The sequence below is a fragment of the Sporanaerobacter acetigenes DSM 13106 genome, assembly GCF_900130025.1.
Taxonomy (GTDB): Bacteria; Bacillota; Clostridia; order Tissierellales; family Sporanaerobacteraceae; genus Sporanaerobacter; species Sporanaerobacter acetigenes.
Genome location: NZ_FQXR01000003.1, coordinates 63,521 through 89,950, shown reverse-complemented (window position 1 = coordinate 89,950; position 26,430 = coordinate 63,521). Strand labels below are relative to the sequence as shown.

23 protein-coding genes are annotated in these 26,430 nt (G+C 28.2%); 14 read left to right on the top strand and 9 right to left on the bottom strand.

Annotated elements, in window-relative coordinates; all coding sequences use genetic code 11:
• The first annotated feature begins 46 nt into the window (after positions 1-46).
• The 7 genes from BUA21_RS02690 (at position 47) to BUA21_RS02660 (ending at position 8,973) form a co-directional block, all read left to right on the top strand.
• Positions 47-1,933: an S-layer homology domain-containing protein gene (locus BUA21_RS02690; RefSeq protein WP_072743133.1), complete on the top strand. Its 1,887-nt coding sequence runs from the start codon at positions 47-49 to the stop codon at positions 1,931-1,933.
• 87 nt (positions 1,934-2,020) lie between these two features.
• Positions 2,021-2,701 carry a lipocalin/fatty acid-binding family protein gene (locus tag BUA21_RS02685; RefSeq protein ID WP_072743132.1) on the top strand — a complete coding sequence of 227 codons (681 nt, stop codon included), beginning with the start codon at positions 2,021-2,023 and terminating at the stop codon, positions 2,699-2,701.
• A gap of 24 nt (positions 2,702-2,725) precedes the next feature.
• Entirely contained in the window at positions 2,726-4,549 is a 1,824-nt protein-coding gene (locus BUA21_RS02680; RefSeq protein ID WP_072743131.1) for a VirB4 family type IV secretion system protein, read from the top strand.
• Between the two features lie 186 nt (positions 4,550-4,735).
• Positions 4,736-5,530: a C39 family peptidase gene (locus BUA21_RS02675; protein ID WP_072743130.1), complete on the top strand. Its 795-nt coding sequence runs from the start codon at positions 4,736-4,738 to the stop codon at positions 5,528-5,530.
• Between the two features lie 16 nt (positions 5,531-5,546).
• Complete coding sequence (locus tag BUA21_RS02670) at positions 5,547-6,572, top strand: hypothetical protein (protein WP_072743427.1); 1,026 nt, start codon at positions 5,547-5,549, stop codon at positions 6,570-6,572.
• Positions 6,573-6,655: 83 nt separating this feature from the next.
• Positions 6,656-7,627, top strand: coding sequence for a replication initiator protein A (locus tag BUA21_RS02665; protein ID WP_072743129.1), 972 nt, complete (start codon positions 6,656-6,658; stop codon positions 7,625-7,627).
• Between the two features lie 113 nt (positions 7,628-7,740).
• Complete coding sequence (locus BUA21_RS02660) at positions 7,741-8,973, top strand: DNA cytosine methyltransferase (protein WP_072743128.1); 1,233 nt, start codon at positions 7,741-7,743, stop codon at positions 8,971-8,973.
• Positions 8,974-9,045: 72 nt separating this feature from the next.
• On the opposite strand, the gene BUA21_RS02655 is transcribed toward BUA21_RS02660, so the two are convergent.
• The 5 genes from BUA21_RS02655 to BUA21_RS02635 form a co-directional block, all read right to left on the bottom strand.
• On the bottom strand, positions 9,046-10,569 hold the full coding sequence (locus tag BUA21_RS02655; protein WP_072743127.1) for a YggN family protein: 1,524 nt from the start codon (positions 10,567-10,569) through the stop codon (positions 9,046-9,048).
• Position 10,570: 1 nt separating this feature from the next.
• Positions 10,571-12,688: an ATP-binding protein gene (locus tag BUA21_RS02650; protein WP_072743126.1), complete on the bottom strand. Its 2,118-nt coding sequence runs from the start codon at positions 12,686-12,688 to the stop codon at positions 10,571-10,573.
• Positions 12,689-12,805: 117 nt separating this feature from the next.
• Positions 12,806-13,096 carry a hypothetical protein gene (locus tag BUA21_RS02645; RefSeq protein ID WP_072743125.1) on the bottom strand — a complete coding sequence of 97 codons (291 nt, stop codon included), beginning with the start codon at positions 13,094-13,096 and terminating at the stop codon, positions 12,806-12,808.
• A gap of 219 nt (positions 13,097-13,315) precedes the next feature.
• The gene (locus tag BUA21_RS02640; RefSeq protein WP_072743124.1) at positions 13,316-14,551 is read right to left on the bottom strand and encodes a nuclease-related domain-containing protein; all 1,236 of its coding nucleotides are present in this window, start codon (positions 14,549-14,551) and stop codon (positions 13,316-13,318) included.
• A gap of 206 nt (positions 14,552-14,757) precedes the next feature.
• A complete protein-coding gene (locus BUA21_RS02635; RefSeq protein WP_072743123.1) occupies positions 14,758-15,159 on the bottom strand; it encodes a helix-turn-helix domain-containing protein in 402 nt (133 codons plus the stop codon).
• A gap of 150 nt (positions 15,160-15,309) precedes the next feature.
• Between BUA21_RS02635 and BUA21_RS02630 the strand changes: the two genes are divergently transcribed.
• Complete coding sequence (locus tag BUA21_RS02630; protein ID WP_327198028.1) at positions 15,310-15,528, top strand: helix-turn-helix transcriptional regulator; 219 nt, start codon at positions 15,310-15,312, stop codon at positions 15,526-15,528.
• A 660-nt stretch (positions 15,529-16,188) separates the two neighbouring features.
• Positions 16,189-16,761 carry a type III toxin-antitoxin system ToxN/AbiQ family toxin gene (locus BUA21_RS02625; protein ID WP_072743122.1) on the top strand — a complete coding sequence of 191 codons (573 nt, stop codon included), beginning with the start codon at positions 16,189-16,191 and terminating at the stop codon, positions 16,759-16,761.
• Positions 16,762-16,844: 83 nt separating this feature from the next.
• Here BUA21_RS02625 and BUA21_RS02620 read toward each other — a convergent pair whose 3' ends face one another.
• Positions 16,845-17,267, bottom strand: a complete 423-nt coding sequence (locus BUA21_RS02620) for a helix-turn-helix domain-containing protein (RefSeq protein ID WP_072743121.1) — start codon at positions 17,265-17,267, stop codon at positions 16,845-16,847.
• A gap of 607 nt (positions 17,268-17,874) precedes the next feature.
• Here BUA21_RS02620 and BUA21_RS02615 point away from each other — a divergent pair.
• From BUA21_RS02615 to BUA21_RS02600, 5 genes are all read left to right on the top strand, one after another.
• Positions 17,875-18,174, top strand: a complete 300-nt coding sequence (locus BUA21_RS02615) for a hypothetical protein (RefSeq protein WP_072743120.1) — start codon at positions 17,875-17,877, stop codon at positions 18,172-18,174.
• A gap of 76 nt (positions 18,175-18,250) precedes the next feature.
• The gene (locus BUA21_RS02610; protein WP_072743119.1) at positions 18,251-19,672 is read left to right on the top strand and encodes a hypothetical protein; all 1,422 of its coding nucleotides are present in this window, start codon (positions 18,251-18,253) and stop codon (positions 19,670-19,672) included.
• Between the two features lie 36 nt (positions 19,673-19,708).
• A complete protein-coding gene (locus BUA21_RS02605; protein WP_072743118.1) occupies positions 19,709-20,032 on the top strand; it encodes a hypothetical protein in 324 nt (107 codons plus the stop codon).
• Positions 20,033-20,238: 206 nt separating this feature from the next.
• Positions 20,239-20,367 carry a hypothetical protein gene (locus BUA21_RS15185; RefSeq protein ID WP_268801876.1) on the top strand — a complete coding sequence of 43 codons (129 nt, stop codon included), beginning with the start codon at positions 20,239-20,241 and terminating at the stop codon, positions 20,365-20,367.
• A gap of 93 nt (positions 20,368-20,460) precedes the next feature.
• The gene (locus BUA21_RS02600) at positions 20,461-22,032 is read left to right on the top strand and encodes a recombinase family protein (RefSeq protein ID WP_072743117.1); all 1,572 of its coding nucleotides are present in this window, start codon (positions 20,461-20,463) and stop codon (positions 22,030-22,032) included.
• A 116-nt stretch (positions 22,033-22,148) separates the two neighbouring features.
• Here the strand turns inward: BUA21_RS02600 and BUA21_RS02595 are convergent, their stop codons facing one another.
• From BUA21_RS02595 to BUA21_RS02585, 3 genes are all read right to left on the bottom strand, one after another.
• On the bottom strand, positions 22,149-23,735 hold the full coding sequence (locus tag BUA21_RS02595) for a recombinase family protein (RefSeq protein WP_072743116.1): 1,587 nt from the start codon (positions 23,733-23,735) through the stop codon (positions 22,149-22,151).
• Positions 23,736-23,835: 100 nt separating this feature from the next.
• The gene (locus BUA21_RS02590; RefSeq protein ID WP_072743115.1) at positions 23,836-24,678 is read right to left on the bottom strand and encodes a DNA adenine methylase; all 843 of its coding nucleotides are present in this window, start codon (positions 24,676-24,678) and stop codon (positions 23,836-23,838) included.
• A 39-nt stretch (positions 24,679-24,717) separates the two neighbouring features.
• Positions 24,718-26,163: a hypothetical protein gene (locus BUA21_RS02585; RefSeq protein WP_072743114.1), complete on the bottom strand. Its 1,446-nt coding sequence runs from the start codon at positions 26,161-26,163 to the stop codon at positions 24,718-24,720.
• Positions 26,164-26,430: the final 267 nt, after the last annotated feature.

The window sequence follows — 26,430 nt, the reverse complement described above, 5'->3', positions numbered from 1 at the left end:
CATATGCCCCAACTTATTAATTATTAAATTAGGAAAGGAGAATTATATGTCTAAACGAAAAGTAAGTATTTTATTAGTTTGTATAATATTAATAAGTATTTTAACTCCAGTATTTAGTTTTGGAGAAGGTACTATGCTAGAAAAAGATAAGAAATTTGATATAAGTATTACCCAGTCAACCCTTGTTCCTACAAATAAAGATATAATACTAACAATAATAGCCACAGATGAGGGGAGTGGAATAAAGGAAATAGTATTACCAGATGGGACTAAAGTTACAGAGGAAAGAACAACTTATATAGTAACTGAAAATGGTAGTTATAATTTTATAGCAAGAGATAATGCAGGAAATGAAACAGAAGAAACGATAGAGATAACTAATATAGATAAAGTCCCACCAGTAATTACTATAGAACCCTATGAAACTGAACCAACTAATGAAGATATAACGGTTTATGCAACAGTAGATAAAGGAACATTAAATAAGACAGAGTATACATTTACAGAGAATGGGTCATTTACTTTTATAGCCGAAGATGAAGCTGGGAATAGGGTAGAAAAGACAGTAACGATTACCAATATAGATAAAACTTTACCTACCGAAGGAGAAATTATAATAATTGCAGTTGATGAAAAAGGAAAATCTATTAAAACTATTCAAAAGAAAAATTTAGGATTAGGGGTGCAGGTTATTACAGCACCAGAAATATCAGGATGCAAATTAATAAGTACCCCAGTAGTAACAATATGGTTAAAACCTGCTGATAGTGTGAAAAAGGTTACTTTCACATACAAATTAGATATGAATTGGGGAGGATGGAAAGAAGCAGAAAAGGCGGTACAAGAAGCAGAGAAAAAGGTAAAAGTAGCTGAAGAACATCCTACTAAAGAAAATAAAGAAAAAGCACAAGCAAAAATAGACGAAGCAAGAGATTTGGTAGAAAAACTTCCAGGAAGTGAAAAAAAGGATGAACTTAATAAAAAAATTAAAGAACTACAAGATCGACTAAATAAAGTAATTATACCAAATGAAGAAAATATTAGAATAAAAGACGATATAGATAATAATAAGGAAGAAGACGAAAACAAATCTGAAACAAGTAAACCTGAATTAAAAAACATATCCTTAAATGAATTTGTGGCAAGATGGAAAGGGCACGAAGTATTATCACCCGAGCCCATATTAATCGAAAATTCTAAAGCAACATATGAACTACAAGAAGATAAAGTTTATATTATGAACGAAAAGGGACTATCTCCAAGATTTTATGAATGGAATAAAGAAAAAGAAAAATGGGTTGCATTAGCAACTAAAATAGATAAAGATAAAATAGAAACATACAAAGATGTTGAAGGATATGTAGCAGCTTTTGCTGTAAAACAGCCTAACTTTAGTGATATAAAAGGTAGTGAATGGTATGCATCGACAACAGATAGAGCAAATGGTTTAGCTATGGTTGAAGGCTATACAGATAAAGAAGGTAATACAACATTAAAGCCTAACAATACTATTTCACGTGCTGAATTATATACTATGGTAGGAAGATTATTTGGAGCAGTCCCAACAGGTCAAACCTCATTATATAAAGAACTGGACAATATAGTTGAAAATGAAGGAGCAGATTGGTACAAACCTTATCTAAAAGAATACGAAAATAAAAAAATAATAGATAAAATGTTTAATAAAGGAGAAACTAGGGAAGAAATAAATAGATTTGAAGTTGCGGAACTTCTAACTACTATGTTAGAAAGAGTTGAAGAAGTAGATTATATCAATTTAAAAGAATATAAAGATACTGCAAATTTAGATAATGTTAAAATAGCAAATATAATAGATGGATATGGAGATAAAACATTAAGGTTAAATAATAAGATAACTAGAGCTGAGGCAATAACATTAATAATAAATGCTCTAGAAAAGTTAGGTTGGTAAAAAACAATATCAATAAAAAGAGAAACTATACAAATAGTTTCTCTTTTTATTTTCCATATTCGGTAAAAGAGGGAGGAAAATAATGATATGAAAGAGCTTATTAGGCCAATTATTACTTTAATATTAACTTTATTGGGAGGAGGAAGTGTTCTTTATTTTTTAAATCATAATGCTAACTTAAAAACAAAAAAAGATAAACAAGAAAATGAAATAGTTCAGGACTTTGTGAATGTAAAGGATATAAAAGATAAATTTCTATATACAAGAGATAACAAGACAATCCTATATATTAAAGTTAGTCCAATTGATATTAATTTGCTTTCTAAAAAAGAACAGAAATCCCTTGCCAAGATACTTACATCACAAACTTCAGGAATACAGAAAGAATTAAAGTTCCTTGCAGTGTCAAGGCCTGTTGATATTTCTCCTCTTATTAGTGAGTATCAAGAGATTTTAGCAACAACAACAAATCAAAAGCAAAAAGAGTTATTGAGAAAGGAAATTTTATCAGTAAGTGATTATTCATTAAATGGTGAAGCTGTGGAGAGACAATTCTATTTTATTTTATGGGAAGATTATGAAGAGGATTCAGAAAAGGAATTGTTAAAACGAGGGAATGACCTTGTTTCAGCATTTAATACATGTGAAATAGCAGCTGAAATTTTAAGAGAAAAAGGAATCTATAGACTTTGTAATTTAGTCAATAATCCTGCTTATATAAATAGTGAGGATGAGACTTTTAATACTACGGTTCCTTTCCTTTATTAAATTAAAAATAAAAGGAGAAAAAAGATGAAGAAAAAAAGTAAAGAAACTATTTCAATTAATAATACACTTTTAAACATCATATCTCCTATAGGAATGAATTTTACGAGAAATACTTTGACTATAGGAGAGAATACAGGAAAGATGTACGGGATAGTAAAGTACCCGCAAAGTGTAAGATATGGATGGCTATCTAGAATAACTAATATTCCCAATACAATATGTTCTATTAGTTTTAAACCAATAGATAGTGGGGTTTTTTTGGAGAATTTATCAAGGAGTATAAGTAGAAATAAAGGATTAGCAAATACTACAAAAGATTCTTTAACACGTACAAGAGCAGAAAAAGCAGCTGAAGATGCAGAAAAAACATTGATTAGAATTGATCAAGAAGATGAAAGTGTTGGACTTATGGGAGTGACAATAATGCCAATTGCTACTGATGATGAAGTGTTTGAAAAGACAGACAAGAAAGTTAAAGGTACTGCTTCTGTAGCAAAATGTAGAATTAGAAATCTTGCTAATTTGCAAAAAGAAGGATTTAAACAATTGTCACCATTTTATACAACTGAGGAAAGAGTTGAAACAATAATTAATAAGGTAGTTCCTTTGTCAACTTTTATCGGCGGTTTTCCTTTTGCTAGAGTAGGATATACCGATAAAACAGGATATTATTTTGCAAAAGACAGTTTAGGAGGACTAATTATATTAGATCTTTGGAAGAGAGAAGGAGATAGGACAAATTCCAATATTACATTTATGGGCGTTCCTGGAGTAGGAAAATCTACAGCCTTAAAGCATATAGCATTATCGGAATATATGAAGGGGACTAAAGTTATTTTTATTGATCCACATAGAGAATTTAAAGAATTAACACACAAGTTAGAAGGAGACTGGATCAATTGTGGAGGTGGAAGCAAAGGAATGTTAAATCCTCTTCAAATTAGAACTTCTCCAAGAGATGATGAAAATGAAACAGAGAAGTTATATGAAGATGAAGGTCAAGGCATGGGAGATATGGCACTTTATATTAAAAATTTAGAAGTGTTCTTTAAGCTTTATATTCCATCATTGACAGATAGGCAAATGGCTATTTTGAAAAGAGAAATAATAGAGCTGTACAATGAATTCAATATATTTTGGGATACGGATATATCATTGCTTAATAATGAAGATTTTCCTATTATGAAAGATCTTCATAACCAAATATATGAAAAGTCAAAGCAGGAAAATCCTTATAAGAAAGACTATGAGGATTTAGCTCTTTTATTAAAAGATATAGCTTTTGGTAGTGATTCTTTTTTATGGAATGGCTATACAACAATTTCTGCAAATTCTAAATGCATTTGTTTAGATACAAAAGATTTACAGAATTCTCCCAAAAATATTATTACTACACAATATTTTAGTATATTACAATGGGCTTGGGAAGAAATCACAAAAGATCCTGTTGAAAAAGTAATGCTTTTTTGTGATGAAGCCTATCTAATGATTGATCCTGAGAATCCTCAATCTATTGCATTTTTAAGAAATGCAGCAAAAGGAGTTAGAAAAAGTGAGGGAAGTATTGTCGTAGCTAGTCATAGTGTAGTAGACTTTTTGGATCCAAAGGTTAAAATGTACGGACAAGCATTACTAGATTTAGCAACATATAAAATTATAATGGGTACAGACGGGAAAAATTTACAAGAAACAAAAGATTTATATAATTTAACGGAAGCAGAAGAGGAACTTATTGCAGCTAAAAAAAGAGGAACTGCTTTAATGTTTATTGGCTCAAAAAGATTATCTGTTGATTTTGAAATTCCTGAATATAAATTTGAATATATGGGAACAGCAGGAGGAAGATAAGAAAAATTTTGTGAAAAGGAGTAAAATCAATTAATTAGTTAATATTTTTATAGGCTTATAAAGAGAATGTATAGTTTTGCTTAATATTTGCTCTTTATAAGCCATTTTGTTCTGTGCCAATGCTATTGGTATATCGCCATATGTAAATGACATTATAAACGATTTTAGAAGGCCTTTTCTGGGGAGGTGTTTAAAATAAATTCATTAATAGAGGAAGAAGCAAGAGAGAGAAAAATTATTACTATGACATCGATTTTCGTTGTTAAATTTTTGATTTTCGTTACAATTTTTTATATTTTGTCTAGTCCTTTTGAAGTTATTGAACAATACTTTTCTGAAGAAGAATTAGAATATGTAAAAGATGTTCGAAATGAATATGGATATGAGCAATCAATAGATATTGAAGATGAAGATTATATTTATAGTTCTGAATTTGATTTTAGTTCTTATGAATTTCAAGATAGCTCTATAGATATAGTTTATTATAATCAAGCTGACAGTAGGTGGAAAGATATACCTTATGGGAAAACTGGTACCATTGGTAGATCTGGTTGTGGTCCAACTTCACTTGCTATGGTTGTTTCTACTTTAAGTGATAAAACTGTTAATCCTGTTGAAGTGTGCAATTGGTCTTATAAGAATGGATATTATTGTGAAGGAGCAGGTTCCTATCATAGCTTAATTCCTAATGGAGCAAAACATTTTGGATTAAAAGTGGAAGGTGCTAAAGCATCTGAAACTGAAAAAATTATAGATGCACTTTCAAATGAGAAATTGATTATTGCTATTATGGGAGAAGGACATTTCACAAGTACGGGACATTTTATTGTACTTAGAGGAATAACTCAAGAAGGTAAAATTCTAGTAGCAGATCCCATAAGCATAAAAAGAAGTGAACAAGAATGGGACTTATCAATTATTTTGAATGAAGCAAGGAAAGGAGTAGATGCAGGAGGTCCATTTTGGATTATTGGGAGATAATGAAGGAGGGAAAAGTTTGCTTTTATATTTAACTAGTAATGAGAATATAGGATTGTTTGATTTTCTTACAGAAGAAACAGGTATGCTAGTAAAAAAACTTTCAGGAGAATTTATCTTAAAAAATTTTATCATATATGATATGAAAAATTTAGATTTATATTCTTATGTAGCTATAGATTTAGCTGCTTTGAATGATGCTCCAGAAGATATCATTGAAGCAATAATAGCATTTAAAACTATGTATAATACTAGACTTATTTTGTTTGCAGAAAATGGAGATAATGGTTTGCTAAATAGGCTTATAACTGAAACGGAGTGTTATAATATAGTTACTTCTGATACAATAGATGGAATTCAAGAAGAGATAAGGATTTGTATGAGCCCTCAAGGAATGAGTAGAGATTATATTTTAAAAACCATAAATAAAGATGTGCAGGTAGAAAATTTTTCAAAGTATTCTTTTTCACAAGAAAATGTAAAAATTATGGTTGCTGGGGCTATGAATAGGGTTGGTACAACAACTACTGCTATAAATATGGCTAATTTTTTAGCAAAAATAGGAGCTAAAGTTTCTTATACAGAAGCTAATGATAGGAATCATCTTTTGCAGATACATTCATACTTTTTTCCCAATATCCCTATTGTTGACAATTACTTTTCTTATAAAGGAGTAGATTATTTTTTAGATAGTAGTGTTCCAATTGATATGGGCTATAATTTTGCTATTGTAGATATAGGGATATTGAAAGAAAAAAATCTTAAAGTTTTTGGGATTGGGGATGTTAAAGTATTGTGTGGAGGAACAAAACCTTATGAAATTACTGAATTAGTTAATTCTTTAAAGCTTGTAGATGACATAAAAATTGATGTAATAGTGCAGTTGATAGAAAAAGGAGAAATGCAAAATGTAAGAAGAATTTTATCAGGAAACAGAGGCCTATATTTTAACAAATCTTCATTAAATTTATTTGATAGCAATATTAATGAAAAAACATGGGAATCAATTTTAAGTGAATATATTGTTGAACATGAGACCTTATGATCTTATTTAAATATTAATGTAAAGTTAGAGACACCCCTTCGAGTGTCTCTTTTTGTATCCAAAAATATTGAGGGGGAATTAAGATGATGAATAGAGTTAGATATACGGTTAATGATGTTAATAATAATAGATTTTATCAAATGCCTAAATTTTTGTTTGAAGGAGAGTTTAAAAATCTTTCAAATGATGCTAGGATTTTATATTCATTATTACGTGATAGACACGAGCTCAGTATGTCTAATGGATGGATAAATGAAAAAGGTGAGGTATATTTGATATTTACAAGAGAAGATATGTCTGAATTGTTAGGTTGTAGTCAACCTACATTACGAAAAGCAATTAAGCAACTTATAGGGGCTGGTTTGATGGAAGAAGAAAGGCAAGGAGCAAATAGACCTAATCGTATATATTTGACGGTAATAAATATAAAAAATGAAAAACTCAAGAACCATAAAAAAGAGGAAGAAGGAAGTCCTGAAGTAGATGATAACAATACTAAAATGGAGTGTAAAAAAATTTCAGTCGGGAGTGAAAATAATTTACAGTCAGGAATGAAAGAATCTTTCAGTCAGGACTGTAAAGATTTTTCACCGAATGATACTGATATAAATAATACTAATATTAATGACACTGAGTATAAGTCTATCAGTCAGTCTATAAATAGTGATGAAATAAAAACAGATGGACAGATAGATAACATATCTACGCATCTAATAGAAGATTACAAAAGAACAATTATAAATTGTGAACTTCAAGGCATAGATGAAAAATATCAAGTTGCTGTTGCTCATGCAATACGTTTATTATATTTAGATATTGAAAATAAAAAAAGGATAAATATTGGTGATAGTATTATCCCTGTGGAGATGCTGAAAAAAGATATGGATAAGCTTAACTTCTTTATAATAGAACATGCTGTAAATAAATTCAAGGAAGCTAGTAGAGAGAAAGAGATTAGAAATAAGATTGGATATTTAAAAGCTTGTATTTATAACTCTATTCATGAAATGGATGTGGATATAGATAGTGAATTGAGGTATCAGGGGTTGATATAGACTATCAAAAAATATTAGCAACGTTGGTTGCTTACATGATATGGAAATAACGAGTTCTTATTGACTTTATTATCAAAAACTGTTATCCTGGAAAAAGAAGAGGTGATTTATAAATGAATGTTATAGATCTCTTTGCTGGCGCGGGAGGGTTATCGGAAGGTTTTAGAAGAGAAGAATTTAATATCGTTGCCCATGTGGAAATGGATAAATGGGCTGCTACAACATTACAAACTAGAGAGATATTTTATTATTTACTAGAAAAGGACAAGCTAGATATATATAAAGAATATTTGATGAATAATATTTCAAGAGAAGATTTAATAAAGTATATTCCTAATGAAATTTTAGACAGAGTAATATGCCAGGAAATTTCTGAAGAAACATTACAAAATATTATTGAACAAATAGATAAATTAAGGAACAATAAGCCAATACATGTTGTTATAGGAGGACCACCTTGTCAAAGCTTTTCAGTGGCTGGTAGAGCTAGAAATAAATTGAAAGTTGAGGATGATCCAAGAACTTATTTATACAAATATTATATAAAAATTCTTGAAATATATAAACCTAAAGTGTTTGTGTTTGAAAATGTAAGAGGTATTTTATCAGCAAAAAATGGTCAAATTTTCAAGCAAATAAAAAAAGAAATGTTAATGTGCGGATACAATATAGAATATAAGATACTTAATGCTAAAGATTTTGGAGTTATTCAATCTAGAGAGAGAGTAATTCTAATTGGATGGAAAAGTGATATTGAATTTTCTTATCCTATATTTACAGCTGAAGAACAGAAATGGACAATAAAAGATTTATTTGATGATCTACCCTTTATAAATGCAGGTGAAAAAATTGAAGATTATAAATATACGTCTGGAATTAATGAATGTTTGACAGAGTTGAAAATAAGGAATAAAGATGATATATTAATTCAGCATGAAGCGAGACCACATAGGGATATTGATTTGGAAATATATAAAACATGTGTAGATATATGGAATGAAGAGAAAAGAAAATTGAAATACAATGAATTACCAGAATATTTAATCAAACATAAAAATACTAAAAGTTTTCTTGATAGGTTTAAAGTTGTTCCATATAATGATATATCTCATACGATAGTTGCTCATATATCAAAAGATGGGCATTATTATATACACCCGGATATATTACAAAATAGATCTTTATCTATAAGAGAAGCAGCAAGAATTCAATCTTTTCCAGATAGTTATTATTTTGAAGGAGGTAGGACGGCAGCTTTTAGGCAGATAGGTAATGCAGTTCCACCATTAATGGCCGAGAAGATAGCAGAAAAAATAAAGGAAGCTTTGACAATCATATTTAGATAAGGTATAGATTCTAGATTTAATGATCTATACCTTATCATGGATTACCATTATTACAATAAATAAGAAATATTATTATAAATTTATTATCCCCACTCTTGATATATAAGTAGAAAGTTTATGTTTTATTTCTGTCAAGAGTAATTCTCTAAACGAAAAAAGTTTTTCTGATTGTTCTAAAATATCTTTAGATTCATTTGAAATATAGTGAAAATTAAACACCAGCTTAACAATTTTATCATTAGTTTTTATTATTGGTGTACAATATATGTCTTCGGTATTATTAATATAAGAGAAACAACTCTGATCAATCATGAGTCCCCATAATATACGTATCCTTTTAAGCTTGTCTTGAGCATAATCACAAGAAGAGGATATATCTAATTTTATTAAAGAAATATTATCTGTATTAATATTTGCATTATTTTTAAATATAGAATTAATTAATTCACCTGAAAATTCAGGGTTATCAATTTTATACAGACCTCCAGGTTTTTTAATACAATTAGAATTTACTTTTTCACATAATAATTTAGAGTTGCTATTGGCTAAAAAGACTAAATAGAGGTTGTATAATTCTTCACATAACTGTTTATCTGCACCTTCATTTATTTGGGATAAACTTCTAAATGAAGTATAATCAGAATTATTTTCTTTAATAATAAACTTTGTATTTGTTTTTGAAATTGAGTATATATTATTATCTATTTCTTTTATTATTGAAGGTTCATTAATAAAACTAAAATTATTTTCATCTATATGTTGTCCCATTATTTGATTCCATAATTCATCAGGAAGCATATGATTTAGAGAAGACATAGCATTAATAATATATTCTTTAGCTGTTTCACCTAAAGCTTTTCCAGCATTAGCTAAAGCTAAATGTTGAATTAATGTTTTAATATTATTGTCCCAAGTTTCATCAAATTCAGAAAAACTGGCAATATCATTAACTAACTTACTAGCAGATGTTCTTACTAGACTTTCCCATATGAGAAGAATATATAATGCATTAGCTTCTTTTAACTTCTCATCTAAAGTATCCATTAATTCTTCAACAGCATTTTCTTTAGTCTTAATGCGTTCTATGCTATCACTCAAGCCTACATTTTCCAATATATCAAGAATCTCTTTTTTTATTTCTATATTATTTGCAGTATTCAGCGTACTAGCTATTTCTTCATATATTTCATTTTTTTCAGATATAGTTTTCATAAATTTATTTTTTTCCATATTGACAATTAAATATGGTTGTGGAATTTCAGATTCTTTTCGAAGATCAGCCCTAAAATCTTCTAAATATTCATTGTCGTGTTTACTCCATATAAATAATATATATGGTCCATTTTCATAACTAATAGCATTTTTTAATAAATTAAAAAGATTAGTATTTATAGTGTGTGAGTCAGTGACAAATGAAAAGCGCATATCTAAGATTACTAATCTTATCCCACTTAAAGGATACTCTGGTTTAGTATCTACATTTCCATTCCAATAAATTGTAGGTATACCTTTTTTAGCTAGTGCTTGAATAACGGGTAAAACTTCTTCATATTTATCATCTATTATGAATACTTTATCAATGATATTTTCCTGCATTTTAATCCTCCTTAAAAGAAAGGGCTATTAGTGCTCCTTGTTTATACTCATTTGGTAATTGTAAATCATCAAATTCTGGAAAGAAAAGTTGCCCGCCATGTTGTTTCATTAATTCGCTAGCTAGATGAAGGCCCAATCCCATACCACTTGGTTTGTCAGTTATAAAGGGTTTTGTCACTATGTCAGTAGGTATTGTAAATCCTTTGCCATTATCAGCAATGATTATACTTATATATCCAGTAATATCACGAGTAATATCGAAAAAAATCTTTTTGTTGGGTATTTTAGCATAATTAAGCCACCATATCGAATTATCTATAATATTAATGATACTACTTATAATAAGACTTTCGTTACCTTTTATTTTAAAATCGGTTTTATTGTTTATGTACTGTTTATCAACTGTAATTTCATGAGCAGATAGTCTAAAATCTACCATAAATAATGCTTGAGTTATCATTTTCTTTAGATCAAAAATTTTTATTGATTTGGATTTAACAACTGATGCATAGCCATCAGTTAAAGTACTTAAACGCTTGACTAGGAGTTTTATATGATCTGATGTTTGTTCAGCAATGATTGCATATTCAAGTTCAGAAATAATTTTATCTATTTCATGTAAAACTACACTCATACTTAATCCTGCGCTTGAACTTTTCTGATAAACCTCAGTAATATGTTTATAATCTTTTTCAATATTATTTAAGCACCCAAAAATTTCTTTTTTTAAATTTTTATCTACAATTTTTTCTTCAACTTTTTGTTTGAGTAATGATACTTCTGCTATTACAGGTTCGGATTTTGATGTAGCTCCATAATACTTCCTTAAATATTGTTTATCTTGGGCACGATCTCGTTCAAATTTTTTTACTGCAAAAAGAACGGCTTCTTTAAATGTATTATAAGCAGCATCTTCAATAAAACCTTCTCTGTTTGTTTTTTCTTTTAAATCTGAGCTTCCATTACGATTTATATTAACGCTGCCTAGTATTAGATTATTACTTATTTTATCTCCGGGAGCATTAACACGGCTTGCTCCTAATCCTAACCAGTCATTTTCACCAGATGAATATATTCTGATATTATCACGATATACAAATATTCCTCCATTCGTATTTAAGTAAGCTTTTAAACCTTGTATATCTTTTACTCCCATTTTTAAAATAGAAGAATCTAAGTCAAAACCTAATAACTCTATTTCGATGTCTCCTATTTTATGTTTAGATAAATCTATTGGTTCTAGTTCCTTTCTTCTTTTACCATTTTTTGCGTTTCTTCTAACTTCGTTTATCATATTAATTTCAGGAACTAGATTAGGTCTTTTATCGAGTTTTGTCATTGATTTCCAGGGCATAAAATAATATTTATAATCTTTTATCTTATCACCTGATAATGTCATTTTAGCTTTAAATAAAGCATAATCCTTAATATCATCATATTCTATTAATCCTTTTAACCAATCTTTTTTATCGATATTAAAAACAACATTAAATGAGTCAAGGGATTTAAAAGGGGAGTTTAGAGAATTAATTGAACGATATAATTCCCTTACTTTTCCTCTAGTCCAAGAGGTTTTTAACTTTTCAATAATAATTTTAGTTCCTGTAGAACTATTTTTTAAAAATTGTTGTGTAGGTTTACGCTCTACTATTTCAATTGGAATGTCTTCTAGGTATTGATTGGAATTAAAAATTGTCCAATCAATTTGTAAATAAACTTCATTATTATTTTCAGAACGAGTTATTAATGTGATTTTATTTCCTAATTTGTGAACACCAAATCTTCCAATCCCTTTTTCACCCATAGGTAATCTATTTAGTTTACTTCGTACATTGTTTTCTATCATATATTTTAATTTTTTTTCTTTATTATCAGTACCTGGCTCCATCCAACAGTTTTTCACTATATCTAAAGACATTCCGTCTCCATTATCTTCTATAATAATTATGGTAGACGATGGATTATCTAAATTTTCCATAGTGATTTGAACATTTTTGGCATCAGCATCATAAGAATTTTTAATTAGTTCTAAAACTGCAATATTTTCATCTTTTATTAGCTGTTCCCCTAATTGGGACATTAATCTTGCTCTAGGCCTAAATGCTATAGATTCCTTCATTATAATTCTCCCTTCTTTTTCGTATTAGTAAATTATGAGATATCATCATTATTTATAAAGTATTCTAGTAAAAGAATAATATTATTATAAGAATATTTGTTTTAATTATCAGGTTTTTTAAACTGATTCATATTCATTAATGATATTATCTATATTAGGATAAGTTGCATCATTAAATTTCAAATAATCATAACCTAAATAACTAATTATCCAATCAACTTGACAATCTATTGCTCTTTTAGCATTACTCAATGCATTAGTTAATCCTTGCTTAGTTGAGCAATAATAATCGCCTTTTGCAAATATCAAAAAATCTTTTGAAGAGATATCAAATTTAAGTTCATCATCATAGCACCTACAATCTTCCTCAACAAAAAAATTAGTCCAATCAATTTTAAGCTTATTCAATAGTTTATTAAGTTTTATCTGTACCACCTTCTTTAAATATTTTGCAAAACTAGATTATTCCCAAATTTAAATAACACAAATACTATACAATAATACTCTGCAAAACCTTACAATCACCTCCTATAAATACTAATGTTTTTGGTAACATGATTAAAAAATATATGCCTTTCAGAATAAAATTTCAATAAATATAAACTTTTATACTACTTATAAAATCCTTTATTTTTTAATTTCACTAATAACCTTATTTACAAAATCATATTTAAAATCCTTTATGTATTTATGTTCCTTATCTTGTAGATAAATTTTTGTATAAGTATTTCCAACTTCTAAATCTATGATATCATTTTCTATATTAAATTCTTTTTTATCTGATTTAGAATCAAGAATGACAACCTTTTTATTATTATAAAATTCAATAATGGAGCCCTCCGTAAAAATTTTATTTACTAAATGCTTTTTACCATCTTTTATAAGGATAAAAGTACCCTTTGATCCAGGATGGCTTCCCACTTTAAATGTCATTATAGGTTTTGATTCTACATATTTATTTGTTTTATTTTGAGTAAATATTTCTAATTTATTGTTAAACTTTGTAATGAATTTACTAGCTGCCCTAGATATATCTTTTTTATATGCGGTATATAAACCTATGCATAAGTTTAATGATAATATAATTAAACTTATTATCCAGTATATAGTTAAAATTTTAATTACAAGTTTTTTTATGCTAAGTTTTTCTTTTTTTACTGGTATAGCTTCAACAGGTGGTTTGCAATTTTTAATTTCTATATTTTCTTCCTCTTCGCTACTTTCATCATTTGGCAGAGTGTTTTCTTTATATAATACTTTTTTAATCAGTTCAATGTCATCTTGAGACAAAGGATTAAAATTGAAACTATTTTCTTTGACAAACATATTTTTGAATTTTTGTTTTAGCAATTTTAAATCTTGCTTATTTTCTATATGTTCAATCTCATCTTTAAACAGTATAAACCGTTCGTTAATAGATTCATAAATTATGCTATTTAAAAAGTCTTCTTTAGTTATATTTGTAAAGACAACACCATATGTATAACAAAATTTAAGATTACCTTTATATAATCCATCTGATTGGCAAAGTCTTTTTTCTTTTTTTAGAAAATTTGATAAGTCATTAGTATAACCTCTTGCCTGTTCAAGTGGATTTATTTTAATTTCATTGTTGGGCTTAAAATGGTAGTTTTTAGCATTTGCACTTGATATAGTGCCTAACTTCCAAGCTTTTACTTCTAGAATTATTAAGCCTAGTTTAGGTTCCAATATTATAAAATCAGGATAATGATTTTCAACTCGAATATTCCAAAATACATAATAATTGTCTGGTAAAGCATATTTTAAAAACATATATAATTCTATTTCACTATAATTTTCATTTGTAAAACCTTTTATTGAAGGTGGAAACATTTGGGCCATGAGATCACTCCAACACAAAATATTTTTCGACATAATTCTACAATCGGTTTCCATAAACACCAACATTTTCCGCAGGAAGGACTAAAAAAATATATTCCTTGCGGAATAATACTTTTCAAGCATATATGTAAATTTATATTGCTTGTCCACTTACTTACCCTTAAGTTCACTCAATAATAACGTTTTCCTAATCTGTATACTTTTCTTTAGTCTGGCTTCGAGATTTCATCCGAAAGCTCAGTATTTTTATCTTGCATATCTTTTATTTTATATAAATCAATTAGTTTTTTTATTTCTTCTTGGCTTTGAGGAGATAGATTATGTATTTCTTCAGAGAGTTCATCTTTAATAGAGGGCTTTTTTTCTATTCTTTCACTATTATTTACACGTTTTCTAATATCTGTTCTACCCAAAAGATAATCAGTAGTGGTATTAAAAATATCAGCTATTAAACTTAATGTTTCAGCATCAGGAGTAGTTCTTCCTGTTTCATAGTTTGCAATAGCAGTTCGAACAAGTCCAAGTTTTTCAGCTAAGTTTTCTTGGGTCATTTTATATTCTTTTCTTAATGTTTTAAGCCTATATTTAAATAAAGAAATATTATTCATAATATGACCTCCCCTATTAATTTGATTATAGTAATTAAAACAATTAATATCCACTAATGTCATTAATAAAAACATTCCATGGTAAAACTATTGACATGGTCATTTAAAATGACTATAATTTAATTATAGATTTTATCTATTTTTTAGGGAGTGATTAAAATAAGGAAGAATATGATTAAGAGAAGAAAAGAATTAGGATTGACTCAAAAGGATATAGCTAAAAAGATAGGTAGAAGCCGAAGTACATATACAAGCTATGAACTAGGCATAATTACTCCATCTTTAGAAGTTAGTTTAATTTTAAAAAAGATATTAAGAACAGAAGATGATGATATTTTTTTAAACGAAATTATCATAAATAATAACTAATTAACTTTGATTTATATATGTATGAGCTTTTAATAAGCCCACATATTTAAATATATAAAAGTAGTACAAGCATTTGAACTTTGAAAAATGGATATAAGTATTTCAAGTACATTACTCTTGCTGCCTAGTAGGGAAGAGCGAAAGAGTGGACGGATATTTTTTCAATATCCATATTCAACACTCAAAATAGGTTGGTAATCTATATCGCCATGACCAGCAGGAGGGAAATAATGATACTTCCATTCAGTCCTAGGAGATCCCCTGGAGAAGTGGCTCGGATAAAATCAGAGAGTTACTAGAGTATTGGTTTCCGATGGTGACCATATTTTGGTACTATGTATCCTTTAACCAAGGATAGCTTGAAATATTATAGATTGTACATATAGTTTTTATATATATCGTCTTAGTACAACATATATATTTGACATAATTTACGTATTTAAGTATAATAATATTAACGATAGGAAACTATCAAATTTAAGTTAAGAAATTAATAATACAAGGTGTTTCGCCACAGTAAGAGCGACTTGCTTATACAGGGTGTTTCGCCACAATAAGAGCGACTTGTTTATACAGGGTGTTTCGCCACAGTAAGAGCGACTTGTAATTCTGAATACGACTAGAATTTTCTAGTCGCATTCTACTTTTTAGGGGGATGTTATGGGGAAGTTAATGTTCTATGAGGTTTCAAATCAGTACATAAATTATTTAAAATTATTTGAATCTAAAATACCAAATATAAATTATGATAAAAATAATAAATTTGTATGTGGTGTTGTGCTTTCGGTGGATGGTTTTGATTATTTTGCACCAATTTCATCATTTAGCAAGCAACAAAAAACAAATATCCTAATAAAAAATTCTAATGGAGAAACAATTAGTAGTATAAGGTTTAGTTTTATGATCCCTATTCCTAAGAATGAAATAAAAATAAAAAATTTTTCTAAAGAGGAATATAAATATAGAAGGTTGCTATTAGAAGAATGGCAATATTGCAATTCCATTAAAGATAAAATAATATCTAAAGCTAATTATATTTACAAACGATATAATTCTGGTTATGATAAAACGCTGATAAAAAATTGTTGTGATTTTAAGCTTCTAGAAGAAAAATGCTTAGAATATCAATCTTATCTACAGCCAATTGAAGAAGTAGCTGCTACAAAGAAAATAGAAGATAGGGATATTGAAAAAGAAAATAAAAATAAAAATGATTGGGAAATAGAGAGATAAAAATTATATAGAAATTATGTGCGTTATGGATAGCTTTTATAGGCTATCTTTTTTTATAGCAAAATAAATATTATTAAAATTATTTATTCGTCTAAGTCTAAACCTTGTTTTTCGCTTAATTTTAATAGTTTTACATACTCAATTACTCTTTCTTGATTTTTAGGGGATAGCTCTAAAATTAAATTTGAAAGCTGTAGACTTCTATAATAATTAAGCATATCCTCTATTCCTTCTTTGGTTTCATCTTGGTCATATACTTTTGTATTTTCACCAACAGTTATATAACCAGCTGCTATCATTAATTCATTATAGTCAATTTTATAGGCTTCACTAATTAAAGACAGTGTTTCAGGAGTGGGGTTGACAGGAGCTTTCGTATTAGGATCAATGCCTTTTTCTAAATTATTTAAATAAGAATGACTGATGCCTATTAATTTTGCTGCTTTACGAAGGCTTAGACCTAAATCTTTTCTTTTATTTATTAGTATTTCTTGCAACGTATCCATTTCATCACTCCTCAATTACTATTGTAATATAAAAAATTAAAAAAAGAAATAAAACAATAAAATCAAAGTTTATTATACTTGACATTATGTATACGAAAATATACAATATGATTATAACCAATTATTTCTTCGTTATACCAACTTTGATTTATATATGTATGAGCTTTTAAATAAGCCCACATATTTAAATATATAAAAGTAGTACAAGCATTTGAACTTTGAAAAATGGATATAAGTATTTCAAGTACATTACTCTTGCTGCCTAGTAGGGAAGAGCGAAAGAGTGGACGGATATTTTTTCAATATCCATATTCAACACTCAAAATAGGTTGGTAACCTATATCGCCATGACCAGCAGGGGGGAAATAATGATACTTCCATTCAGTCCTAGGAGATCCCCTGGAGAGTGGCTCGGATAAAATCGGAGAGTTACTAGAATATTGGTTTCCGATGGTTACCATATTTTGGTGCTATGTATCCTTTAACCAAGGATAGCTTGAAATATTATAGATTGTACATATAAAATAATAACAATTTTACATATATAGGATAGCTTTTATGAGCTATCTTTTTTATTATATAAAAAATAAAATTAAGGGGGATTTTTATGTCTTCATATGTATTGGATAATTTAGAAAAGTATCATTGTTTTACTTGCGACAAAGAGTTTATTTTGAGTGAATATCAAAGAGAAAATGCTACAGAAGAAATAATTTGTCCTTATTGTCATTCTAAAAATGTTGAAGATTATGTATTTATGGATGATGAAGATGGTTTAAATGACTTAGGATGCATGGGTATAAGTCATTACACTGATCCTAAAGAAGAATTTGAATGTTGGGCTAGAACTTGGGGAGTGATTGAAGAGATGAGGAAGAAGAAAGGAGGGAATAAAGCTTTAAAATAAGGTTGTAGCTAAAAAGAAGGATTTCCCCTTTTTTTGTCTAATTAAGCATATAGAGATAAAAAAGGGGGAAAACACTATGAAAAAGAAAAGAAAACGTAGGGTATTGATAGATAAGGAAGAAAGACAGCTTGTATTGAATAGTGTAATTATAGAAAGATATCCTAAGTTAAAGAAAGTTTTAAAGAAATATAAAAGGATTTATGAAAAAGATATTATAGGGAATAAAGATTTTGATGATGAACTAAAAAATTTAATCTTATTTGTTTTTAAAGATATTAAGAAGCAAGCAGAACAAGAGTGGTATGGAACTGGAACTATGGATATAATAGATCCACCAAACGTAAAAGATAGAGTACAGTGCTCTTTATGTGGCAGAAGGAACGTATATATATATTATATAATCAATAGGTATAATAATAAAAAATTAAATGTTGGTTCTGAGTGTATTGAAAAATTTCCAGGTATAGATGCTAAACTACCAAAAGGAATGACCCCAAAACAATATAAAAATAAAAGGATGAGAGAATATGCTGAATTAAAGTATTTAGAAGATTTTAATAAAGTATTTCCTGATGCTAGGGAAATGTTATCAAAATGGAATTTTGAATATAATAATTTACCTATAATTTTGCCTGCAAATTTACATAACAACATATTAAATATTCATAAAGAAGCAAATATAATTTTCAAAAATTATATAAAAGGGATGGGATCTGAAAAAAGTTTAGAAAGATTTGGAATTCTTATGGATGAAAGAAAAAAATTAATGATACAAGCATGGAGTTTTATTGATAAAAATAAAGGCAATAAACTCATATGCACAAAGCAAATCTACAATTGGATTATAAATCAAGATTCATATAATCAAGAGGAATTAATTAATGACATAAGAAACAATTCCTCAATTATTAGTAATCAAATAATTCCTTTGATTTATGAAAAAGATTTTATATATGGACTACTAGAAAATTTTAAAAATATGTTGACAGGAGACAGAGTATCCATATCAGGATTAGATGATAAAAATATTTATTTCAAGTTTAGAGATGATAAGCAAAGAATAGAAAGTGAATTATATTTAACTAACAAAAATTTTATGAAAATATATGGGAGGAAGCTAACAGAAAAGAATCCTACTATATGTGAAAGGGATATTATATTACAAGCAAAACTAGTTGTTAATGAAACCAATTATACTATTATTAAAAATAAGCTTGAAAAGTTATTAATGGGAACAGATTATAAAGTATATTTAGATTATGAAGATTTAAGGTATGGGTTAGAATTTATTAATGTAAATAAAAAAACATATGCGGATAAGATATCTCCACATATATTTTTTAATAATCAAAAAGCAAAAATATTACTTCAAGACGAAAATGCAAAAGAATATATTTGTAAGGTGATATCTAGAATAAACAATTGGAAACCATTAAGTGACAAAAATAAATATGATATTGGCAATATTAGTAAAAAGCCAGAAGATAAGGGAAACTAATATAAATTATGTAATTACAAAATAAGGCGGTTTTTTATGGAATTTAAAGAGGGATATGCGTATCATATTAAAGATGATTTTTTTAATAAAGTTAAAGATCCAAAGCTGATGAGAAATAAGGAAAATGGGAATGCCGTACCTGTTCATACAACAATTCAAAAAATCATAAATAATAATATGAAACAGATAAGACAACTTATTAAACTTAATATAAAAGTTGTTTTTCCGGATGTTAATAATATAGAAAAAATAATGTTATTAGAATTGCATCAAGAAACAATTAAAGAAGTAGCAGTTACTATGGATGAAAGCATAAATACTAATATTGAAGATGAAAAAGATTGGGAAATAGAAAGATAAAATTGAATAGAAATTATACATATATAGGATAGCTTTAATAGGCTATCTTTTTTTATTACTAAAAATAGATTAGCAGAATTAACTATATAAAATAATTATTTTGTTTTTGTATTCATATAAAATTAGTCTAAATACGGTAATTATACAAGCTTTTACAATCATATATTAGTAAACACATAGGGAGCTTAAAAGAAAGGGGGATAATTTTGAGTAGCAATACAAAGATAGTTGTAGAAGAAAAATTTCAAAGCCAGGATAAAAAACAAAGAGCAACTAAATTCAATGAAATATTTATAAAAATTATGAAGAAAAAAGAGTTAGAAAAAGTTATTTAATTGATTATAACCACTTATTTTGTTATACTAAAGTAGAATAAAGTAAGTGGTTATATCTCCTATTAGTTAGGTAAAAGGAGGTATAATTTAAAATTGAAAGTAGCTCTGTATTGTAGACTTTCAGAAGAAGATAAAGATAAAATCAATCCTTCAGATGTATCAGAGAGTATTCAAAATCAAAGGGCACTTTTGGAAGGTTATGCATTAGCAAATAACTGGCAGATATATGATGTTTATTCTGATGATGATTGGTCTGGGCTAGATGCAGATAGACCTGATTGGAATAGACTTTTAAAAGATGCGGAAGCTGGGAAGTTTGATACGATTATATGTAAAAGTCAATCAAGATTTACAAGAGATATGGAAGCAGTAGAAAAATATATTCATAAAAAATTCATAGAATGGGGCATTAGATTTATTGGTTTAGTTGACAATGCGGATACTTCCAACAAAGGCAACAAAAAGCAAAGGCAGATTATTGGTTTAACTAATGAATGGTATTGCGAGGATGTTTCCGACAATGTCAAAGCTGCTTTTGATGTTAAAAGAAAATCAGGTAAATTTATTGGTTCGTTTGCTGCCTTTGGATATATAAAAGATCCAAATGACAATAATAAACTTATTGTAGATGAAGAAGCTGCTAAAATTGTAAGGCAAATCTATGATTGGTATTTAGAAGGCTTTGGAATTCAACGAATAACTCATGAATTAAATAAAAGACAAATACCTAATCCTACAATTTATAAAAAACGATCAGGATCAAATTACAAAAAAACTGTTGATAATAATAGCCTTTGGAATAGAACTACGGTTAAAAGGATACTTCAAAATCCTTTATATGCTGGACATATGGCACAAGGAAAAATTAAAAAAGTAAGTTATAAATCTAAAAAGTTTGTTACGATTCCTAAAGATGAATGGATTGTTGTGAAAAACACTCATGAGCCGATTGTTAAGGAAAGTGTTTTTTTAGAGGTGCAAAGACGTTTTAAACTTAGACAAAGAAGTACATGTGAGGGTCAGGCACATATATTTGCAACTAAAGTAAAATGTTTAGATTGTAGAAGTACTATGGAAAAGGGTACAACTTCAAAAGATAAAGGAAAATATTCCTTTTTGAGGTGTAAACTTTATTTAAAAACCCCTAAAGAAAATAAAATGTGCACATCTCATTACATTAGATTAGATACTCTTGAAGAGGTTGTTACAAATAAAATAAAAGAGTATATAAATAATTATTTAGATGAAGATAATGCTGTTAATATATTAAAAATTGAAAGTGAAGCAAACAATAAAGTTAAAAGTCTTGAAAAAGAATTCGATAAGACTGACATGTACTTGGAGGAACAAACCCAGTTGTTAAAATCATTATATATTGATAAAGTAAAGGGAATAATTTCAGAGGAAATGTTTGTTAGTCTCAATTCTGAATTCAATAAAAGAAAAGAATTTTGTGAACAAAAGAAAAAAAACATTGAAAAACAAATTGAGGAAATAAGTAATAAAGCAAATGATATAGGAGAGTGGACTAAAACAGTAAAAAAATATAGGGATTTTGATAAATTAACTCATACAATGGTAAATGAACTTATAGATTTTATAGAAATTGGAGAAAAAAACAAAATAACAGGAGAACAAGTAGTTAAAATCCATTGGCTGTTTTAATGATACATTTACTCTTATAAAAGCCATATCCACCTATGACAAAAAAAAAGGCACCAGATTGGCAACTTATGCAGCTAGGTGTATAGATAATGCTATGCTGACAAAGTGCTACATAGTTATATATCAAAAATATCAATATGAAGGTCTTTTCCATCCCATTCTATACGTTTCACAATTCCTTGTATAAGGTTTCTTTTCTGTTCATAAGGTACCCCATCTATAGACTCATAAAAGCGCACTACAGCCTCTTTAAATAGTTCTAAATTTGTAATATTTGTTTCACTGTCATATTTATCTAATTTGGATTTTAATTCTTTATTTTCTTTGTCTAGTTTTTCTATTTCAGAGAAAATATATTTTGCTACAGTTTCATTTTCATTTTGTGAAAGCTGTTTCAATAAATTTTCTATAGCTTTTTCATTAGCAGTTATTTTGTCATAGACATTTTTATTTATTTTCTTTTTGTCCTCAATATTTTTTTTAGCATTATCTATATCTTTTAATATTCCAGATTCAATCATCTCTTTTAATTTTTCTATTACATACTGATCAGTATCTTCACCTTTTAGATTTTTCATATTACATCTGGAACCTCTAGAGTTGTCTTTCATACTGCATACATAGTAATAGTGCCTTTCATCACTATTTTTTTTCTTTTGGCCATATTTAACCCTCATAAAATTGCCACAATTTTTGCAATAGAGTAATCCTGAAAGCATAGCAGCAGCGGAAGTCCCTTGTCTTGGAGCAAGGCTTTTATTCTTATTCAATGTATTTTGTACCATAACCCATTCACTTCCTTCTATTATTCCTTTGTGTTTACCTATAGCTATAATCCATTCATCCATATTTTTAGTTTTGACAGATTGTCCTTTTTTAACCAAGTTTTTATTATAAGCCATAATGCCATATTTACCAGTAAATTCATTTTTGTTATTGCAAATTTGAGCTTCCCTAGAATAGAAATAGTTATACACACTTTGGTCAGCTTTAGAATATACAGGATTAGTCAATATAGTCCTTAAAGTATATTTTTGAAAGTCTCTATTATTGACTGTTCTTATATTATTTTGCAAGCAGTATGTTTCTAATTGACTTAAGGATTGAAATTCTAAATATTTTTTGTATATAAGCTTTACAACTTCTAATTCTTGTTTTACAGGAGACAACTTGTACATTTTTTTCTCTTTCATATTGCTGTCTAAGTATGTAATAGGTTCACTTTTATACCCTGTAGGAGCAATTCCTCCAAGCCATCTTCCAGAACGTGCTAGTTGTAGCATATTGTCTCTGACCCTTTCTGCAATAGTTTCCCTTTCAAGCTGTGCAAAAACACTTGCTATATAGGTCATGGCTCTTCCCATTGGTGTGGATGTATCAAATTGTTCATTTATTGAAATAAAAGCTATGTTCTTATTATTTAATTCTTCTAATGTCTGGGAGAAATCTGAAACATTACGGGAGATTCTATCTAGTCTATAGCATGCAACTGCCTGAAATTTTTTCTTTCTAACATCTTCCATCATACGTTTGTATTGGGGTCTATCTGTGTTTCCGCCAGAAAACCCTTCATCTTCGTAAATAATAAATTCGCATTGGCCAAAGTGTTTGTTGCAATACTCTTTACACATTTCTATTTGGTTTTGAATACTTTCGCCCTTGCCAGTAAATTTACTTTTCCTAGAATATATTGCTATTTTCATTGGATCACCTCATTGGTAGTTATATGTTTATTATATTGAAAAAATAGTAAAAAGAAAAGCTATTGATTTAATCATAGCTTTTTATAACGATATTATGAAATTAGAAATTAACAGGAATAAGGTTATTTGAATAAAACATTATTTCTGTACCCTCATATTTATTGTAAGCGCTATATCTCAATGAGTATTCTTTAGACTCAAAATTATATTCTTGGTATATTTCTTTAATTTTATCAACATTGTCATAAGTAACAATCCAATTATGATTTAACTCAGATACATGTCGAGCTAGGTTTCTGTGATCTTCTTCAGTATAAAAATTGGTATAAAGACCTGGTCCGTTTTCAAAATATGGAGGATCTAAAAAAATAAAAAAATTATCATGATTCAATTCGTTTAATATATTAAAGAAATCAATTGCGTCCTCATTGTAAAATTGGATTTGCTCTCTATGAGCCTTTATCAACTTGAGTTTTCTAATTATATCTTTTTTATTAAATCTACAATCAAGTTTATTAGGACCGTTCTGATCATGACCGCCAATAGGACCAGCTTTTATTATACCAGAAAAGTTAGTCCTGTTTAAAAAAAGAGTGGAAAATCCTAATTCGAATAAATCTGCATCAAATTTACTATCTTGTATTTCTTTTTGTTTGTGCCATTCATCTATTGTAATTGGAGTAGTGTCAATTTTCTCAATTAGTTCTTCATTTCTATCTAATACAGTTTTCCAAAATGCATAAATGGATCTATCAATATCATTTAGAATAATATTATTAACTATATTAGTGTGAAGTAATCCAATGGCTAATCCACATCCACCAGCGAACGGTTCAACATAAGTACAACCTACTAAATTATTATGTTCTATTAGTTTTTTTGTATATTTATATAGCTTGGTTTTACCACCTGGATATCTAAGCGGAGAAAGAGTCCTGGTCATAGCTAAAACACCCCCCTATATCCTATTATATCATGAGAATTATGCTTTGGCCAGAGGTAAATCATTAAGAACTTCATAGAGAAGTTCAAAAAACCTCTCATAATTATTCCAAGTAGTTTTTAGTCCATCTGCACTTGCTTGAGCTACTGTTGAATGAATGTAGCCATGTAATATGTCAATAGAAACTATGTTGTCATTGCTACCAATGGCCCTATTAATGTCTTTAAGTTGGTTGCTATCTAGCTTTAATTTATTGTTCAAATGGGTTTTCACTTTTTCAAGCTTGTTTTTAAGCTTATCGTTTGCTATTATATCTATTTCATCCTTGTTTTCTTCTATATAGTAGTCAATAGATAATTCCAAAAATACTCTGAATGAAGCACCGATTACATTTGGGTAATCATCAACCGATATTTCTTTTAGTTCTTTATATATATCATTGATTTTAGAATTATTAATGGTAAGATTAAAGTCCTTTGGTATTAGAGTATATCTATCTTTTGTGCTTGGCATTTCAGGTGGTTTAGGTTTGGGAATAGTTTTATTAGCTATAGTATCTTTTTTATTATCTTTTGTACTTTCCTTAGGTGCCTCCTTAGGGCTTGCTTTATCATCTGTTTTTTCTTTTAAATTTTCATACTCCTTAACAGTGGTTACTTCACAATCTTTCAAATCTTTAATATCATCCTCTGTTAAGTTATATTTTTCCTTAAAAGAATTCATGAAATTGATTCTATCAGGTTTATTACGTATTTTATTTACAGTGAAGTCTTCTGATAATAGCTCCATCAACAGGCTATTTAAGATGTTTTTTATTTTTCCGTTTGGTATAGGAAAATGTAATTCGTTTTTAGAACGTGTAATTGACAATATATTCCTAACATCGGGATCTGTTAAAAGTCTTTCTAGGTTTGTAATTTTTAAGTTTATTATATTTTTAGAAATAGATTCATCTATTAAGTCTGCACTTTCCATATATTTAAGTAATTGTATGGAAAGTGGATATTTGTCATCATCAAAACGTGATTGTTGTAAGGCAGTCCATTCAACTGTTCCGAGTCCATCGTTTTCACCAGTATGTTTTAACTTAATCCATAAATTTGCTTCTTCTTCACTTTCAAATTCGATAGCGTTAATCGTATCTGGTATATTTGCTCTATCTAATTTCATGATTTTAGATTTCAGCTTTTCAAAATCTTGATTTAATAAATCGGGATTATTTAATATCCTTAGGGCTGTTAACCTTCTATTGCCATCTAAAATTATATACTTATTGTCAGATTTTATAACTGCCGAAAGCTCAGTAGGATTCATACCATTTTCTGTGATATGTTTAGCTAAGTTATATATTTTTTCCTCATACTCACGAATCATAATTTCAAGTGCTTCTTCTTGATTATTAACCTTTTCAAACCTTGGATTTTCAGTATCAAGAAGTATATCGTTAATATTAATTTGTTTTCTTGTATAATTTTCGTTATTCACATTAATCCTCCTCAGTAAATAGTTGCAAGTATTGGCTTTTAAAATAAGTGACAATTATAAACTTAACACACACATATCAATCATCCTTTCCGTTTGATTTATTTATAAAACTAATCTAATCGGTGTGATTAACTTCGCACCGATTTTTTATTGCCTATAATACTAAAATATACTATAGGCAAAATATAAAACCATGTTGTCTATAAGTGATATAAATGGCTTGGTTGACACGTTTATAGCATTATGGTATTATATCTATAAATTAAA

Coding starts and splice junctions, on each gene's coding strand:
- BUA21_RS02690 (WP_072743133.1), top strand. CDS start 47: ATGTCTAAACGAAAAGTAAGTATTTTATTAGTTTGTATAATATTAATA.
- BUA21_RS02625 (WP_072743122.1), top strand. CDS start 16,189: ATGGGGAAGTTAATGTTCTATGAGGTTTCAAATCAGTACATAAATTAT.
- BUA21_RS02615 (WP_072743120.1), top strand. CDS start 17,875: ATGTCTTCATATGTATTGGATAATTTAGAAAAGTATCATTGTTTTACT.
- BUA21_RS02650 (WP_072743126.1), bottom strand. CDS start 12,688: ATGAAGGAATCTATAGCATTTAGGCCTAGAGCAAGATTAATGTCCCAA.
- BUA21_RS02680 (WP_072743131.1), top strand. CDS start 2,726: ATGAAGAAAAAAAGTAAAGAAACTATTTCAATTAATAATACACTTTTA.
- BUA21_RS02590 (WP_072743115.1), bottom strand. CDS start 24,678: ATGACCAGGACTCTTTCTCCGCTTAGATATCCAGGTGGTAAAACCAAG.
- BUA21_RS02610 (WP_072743119.1), top strand. CDS start 18,251: ATGAAAAAGAAAAGAAAACGTAGGGTATTGATAGATAAGGAAGAAAGA.
- BUA21_RS02685 (WP_072743132.1), top strand. CDS start 2,021: ATGAAAGAGCTTATTAGGCCAATTATTACTTTAATATTAACTTTATTG.
- BUA21_RS02665 (WP_072743129.1), top strand. CDS start 6,656: ATGATGAATAGAGTTAGATATACGGTTAATGATGTTAATAATAATAGA.
- BUA21_RS02595 (WP_072743116.1), bottom strand. CDS start 23,735: ATGAAAATAGCAATATATTCTAGGAAAAGTAAATTTACTGGCAAGGGC.
- BUA21_RS02660 (WP_072743128.1), top strand. CDS start 7,741: ATGAATGTTATAGATCTCTTTGCTGGCGCGGGAGGGTTATCGGAAGGT.
- BUA21_RS02635 (WP_072743123.1), bottom strand. CDS start 15,159: ATGAATAATATTTCTTTATTTAAATATAGGCTTAAAACATTAAGAAAA.
- BUA21_RS02620 (WP_072743121.1), bottom strand. CDS start 17,267: ATGGATACGTTGCAAGAAATACTAATAAATAAAAGAAAAGATTTAGGT.
- BUA21_RS02640 (WP_072743124.1), bottom strand. CDS start 14,551: ATGGCCCAAATGTTTCCACCTTCAATAAAAGGTTTTACAAATGAAAAT.
- BUA21_RS02605 (WP_072743118.1), top strand. CDS start 19,709: ATGGAATTTAAAGAGGGATATGCGTATCATATTAAAGATGATTTTTTT.
- BUA21_RS02655 (WP_072743127.1), bottom strand. CDS start 10,569: ATGCAGGAAAATATCATTGATAAAGTATTCATAATAGATGATAAATAT.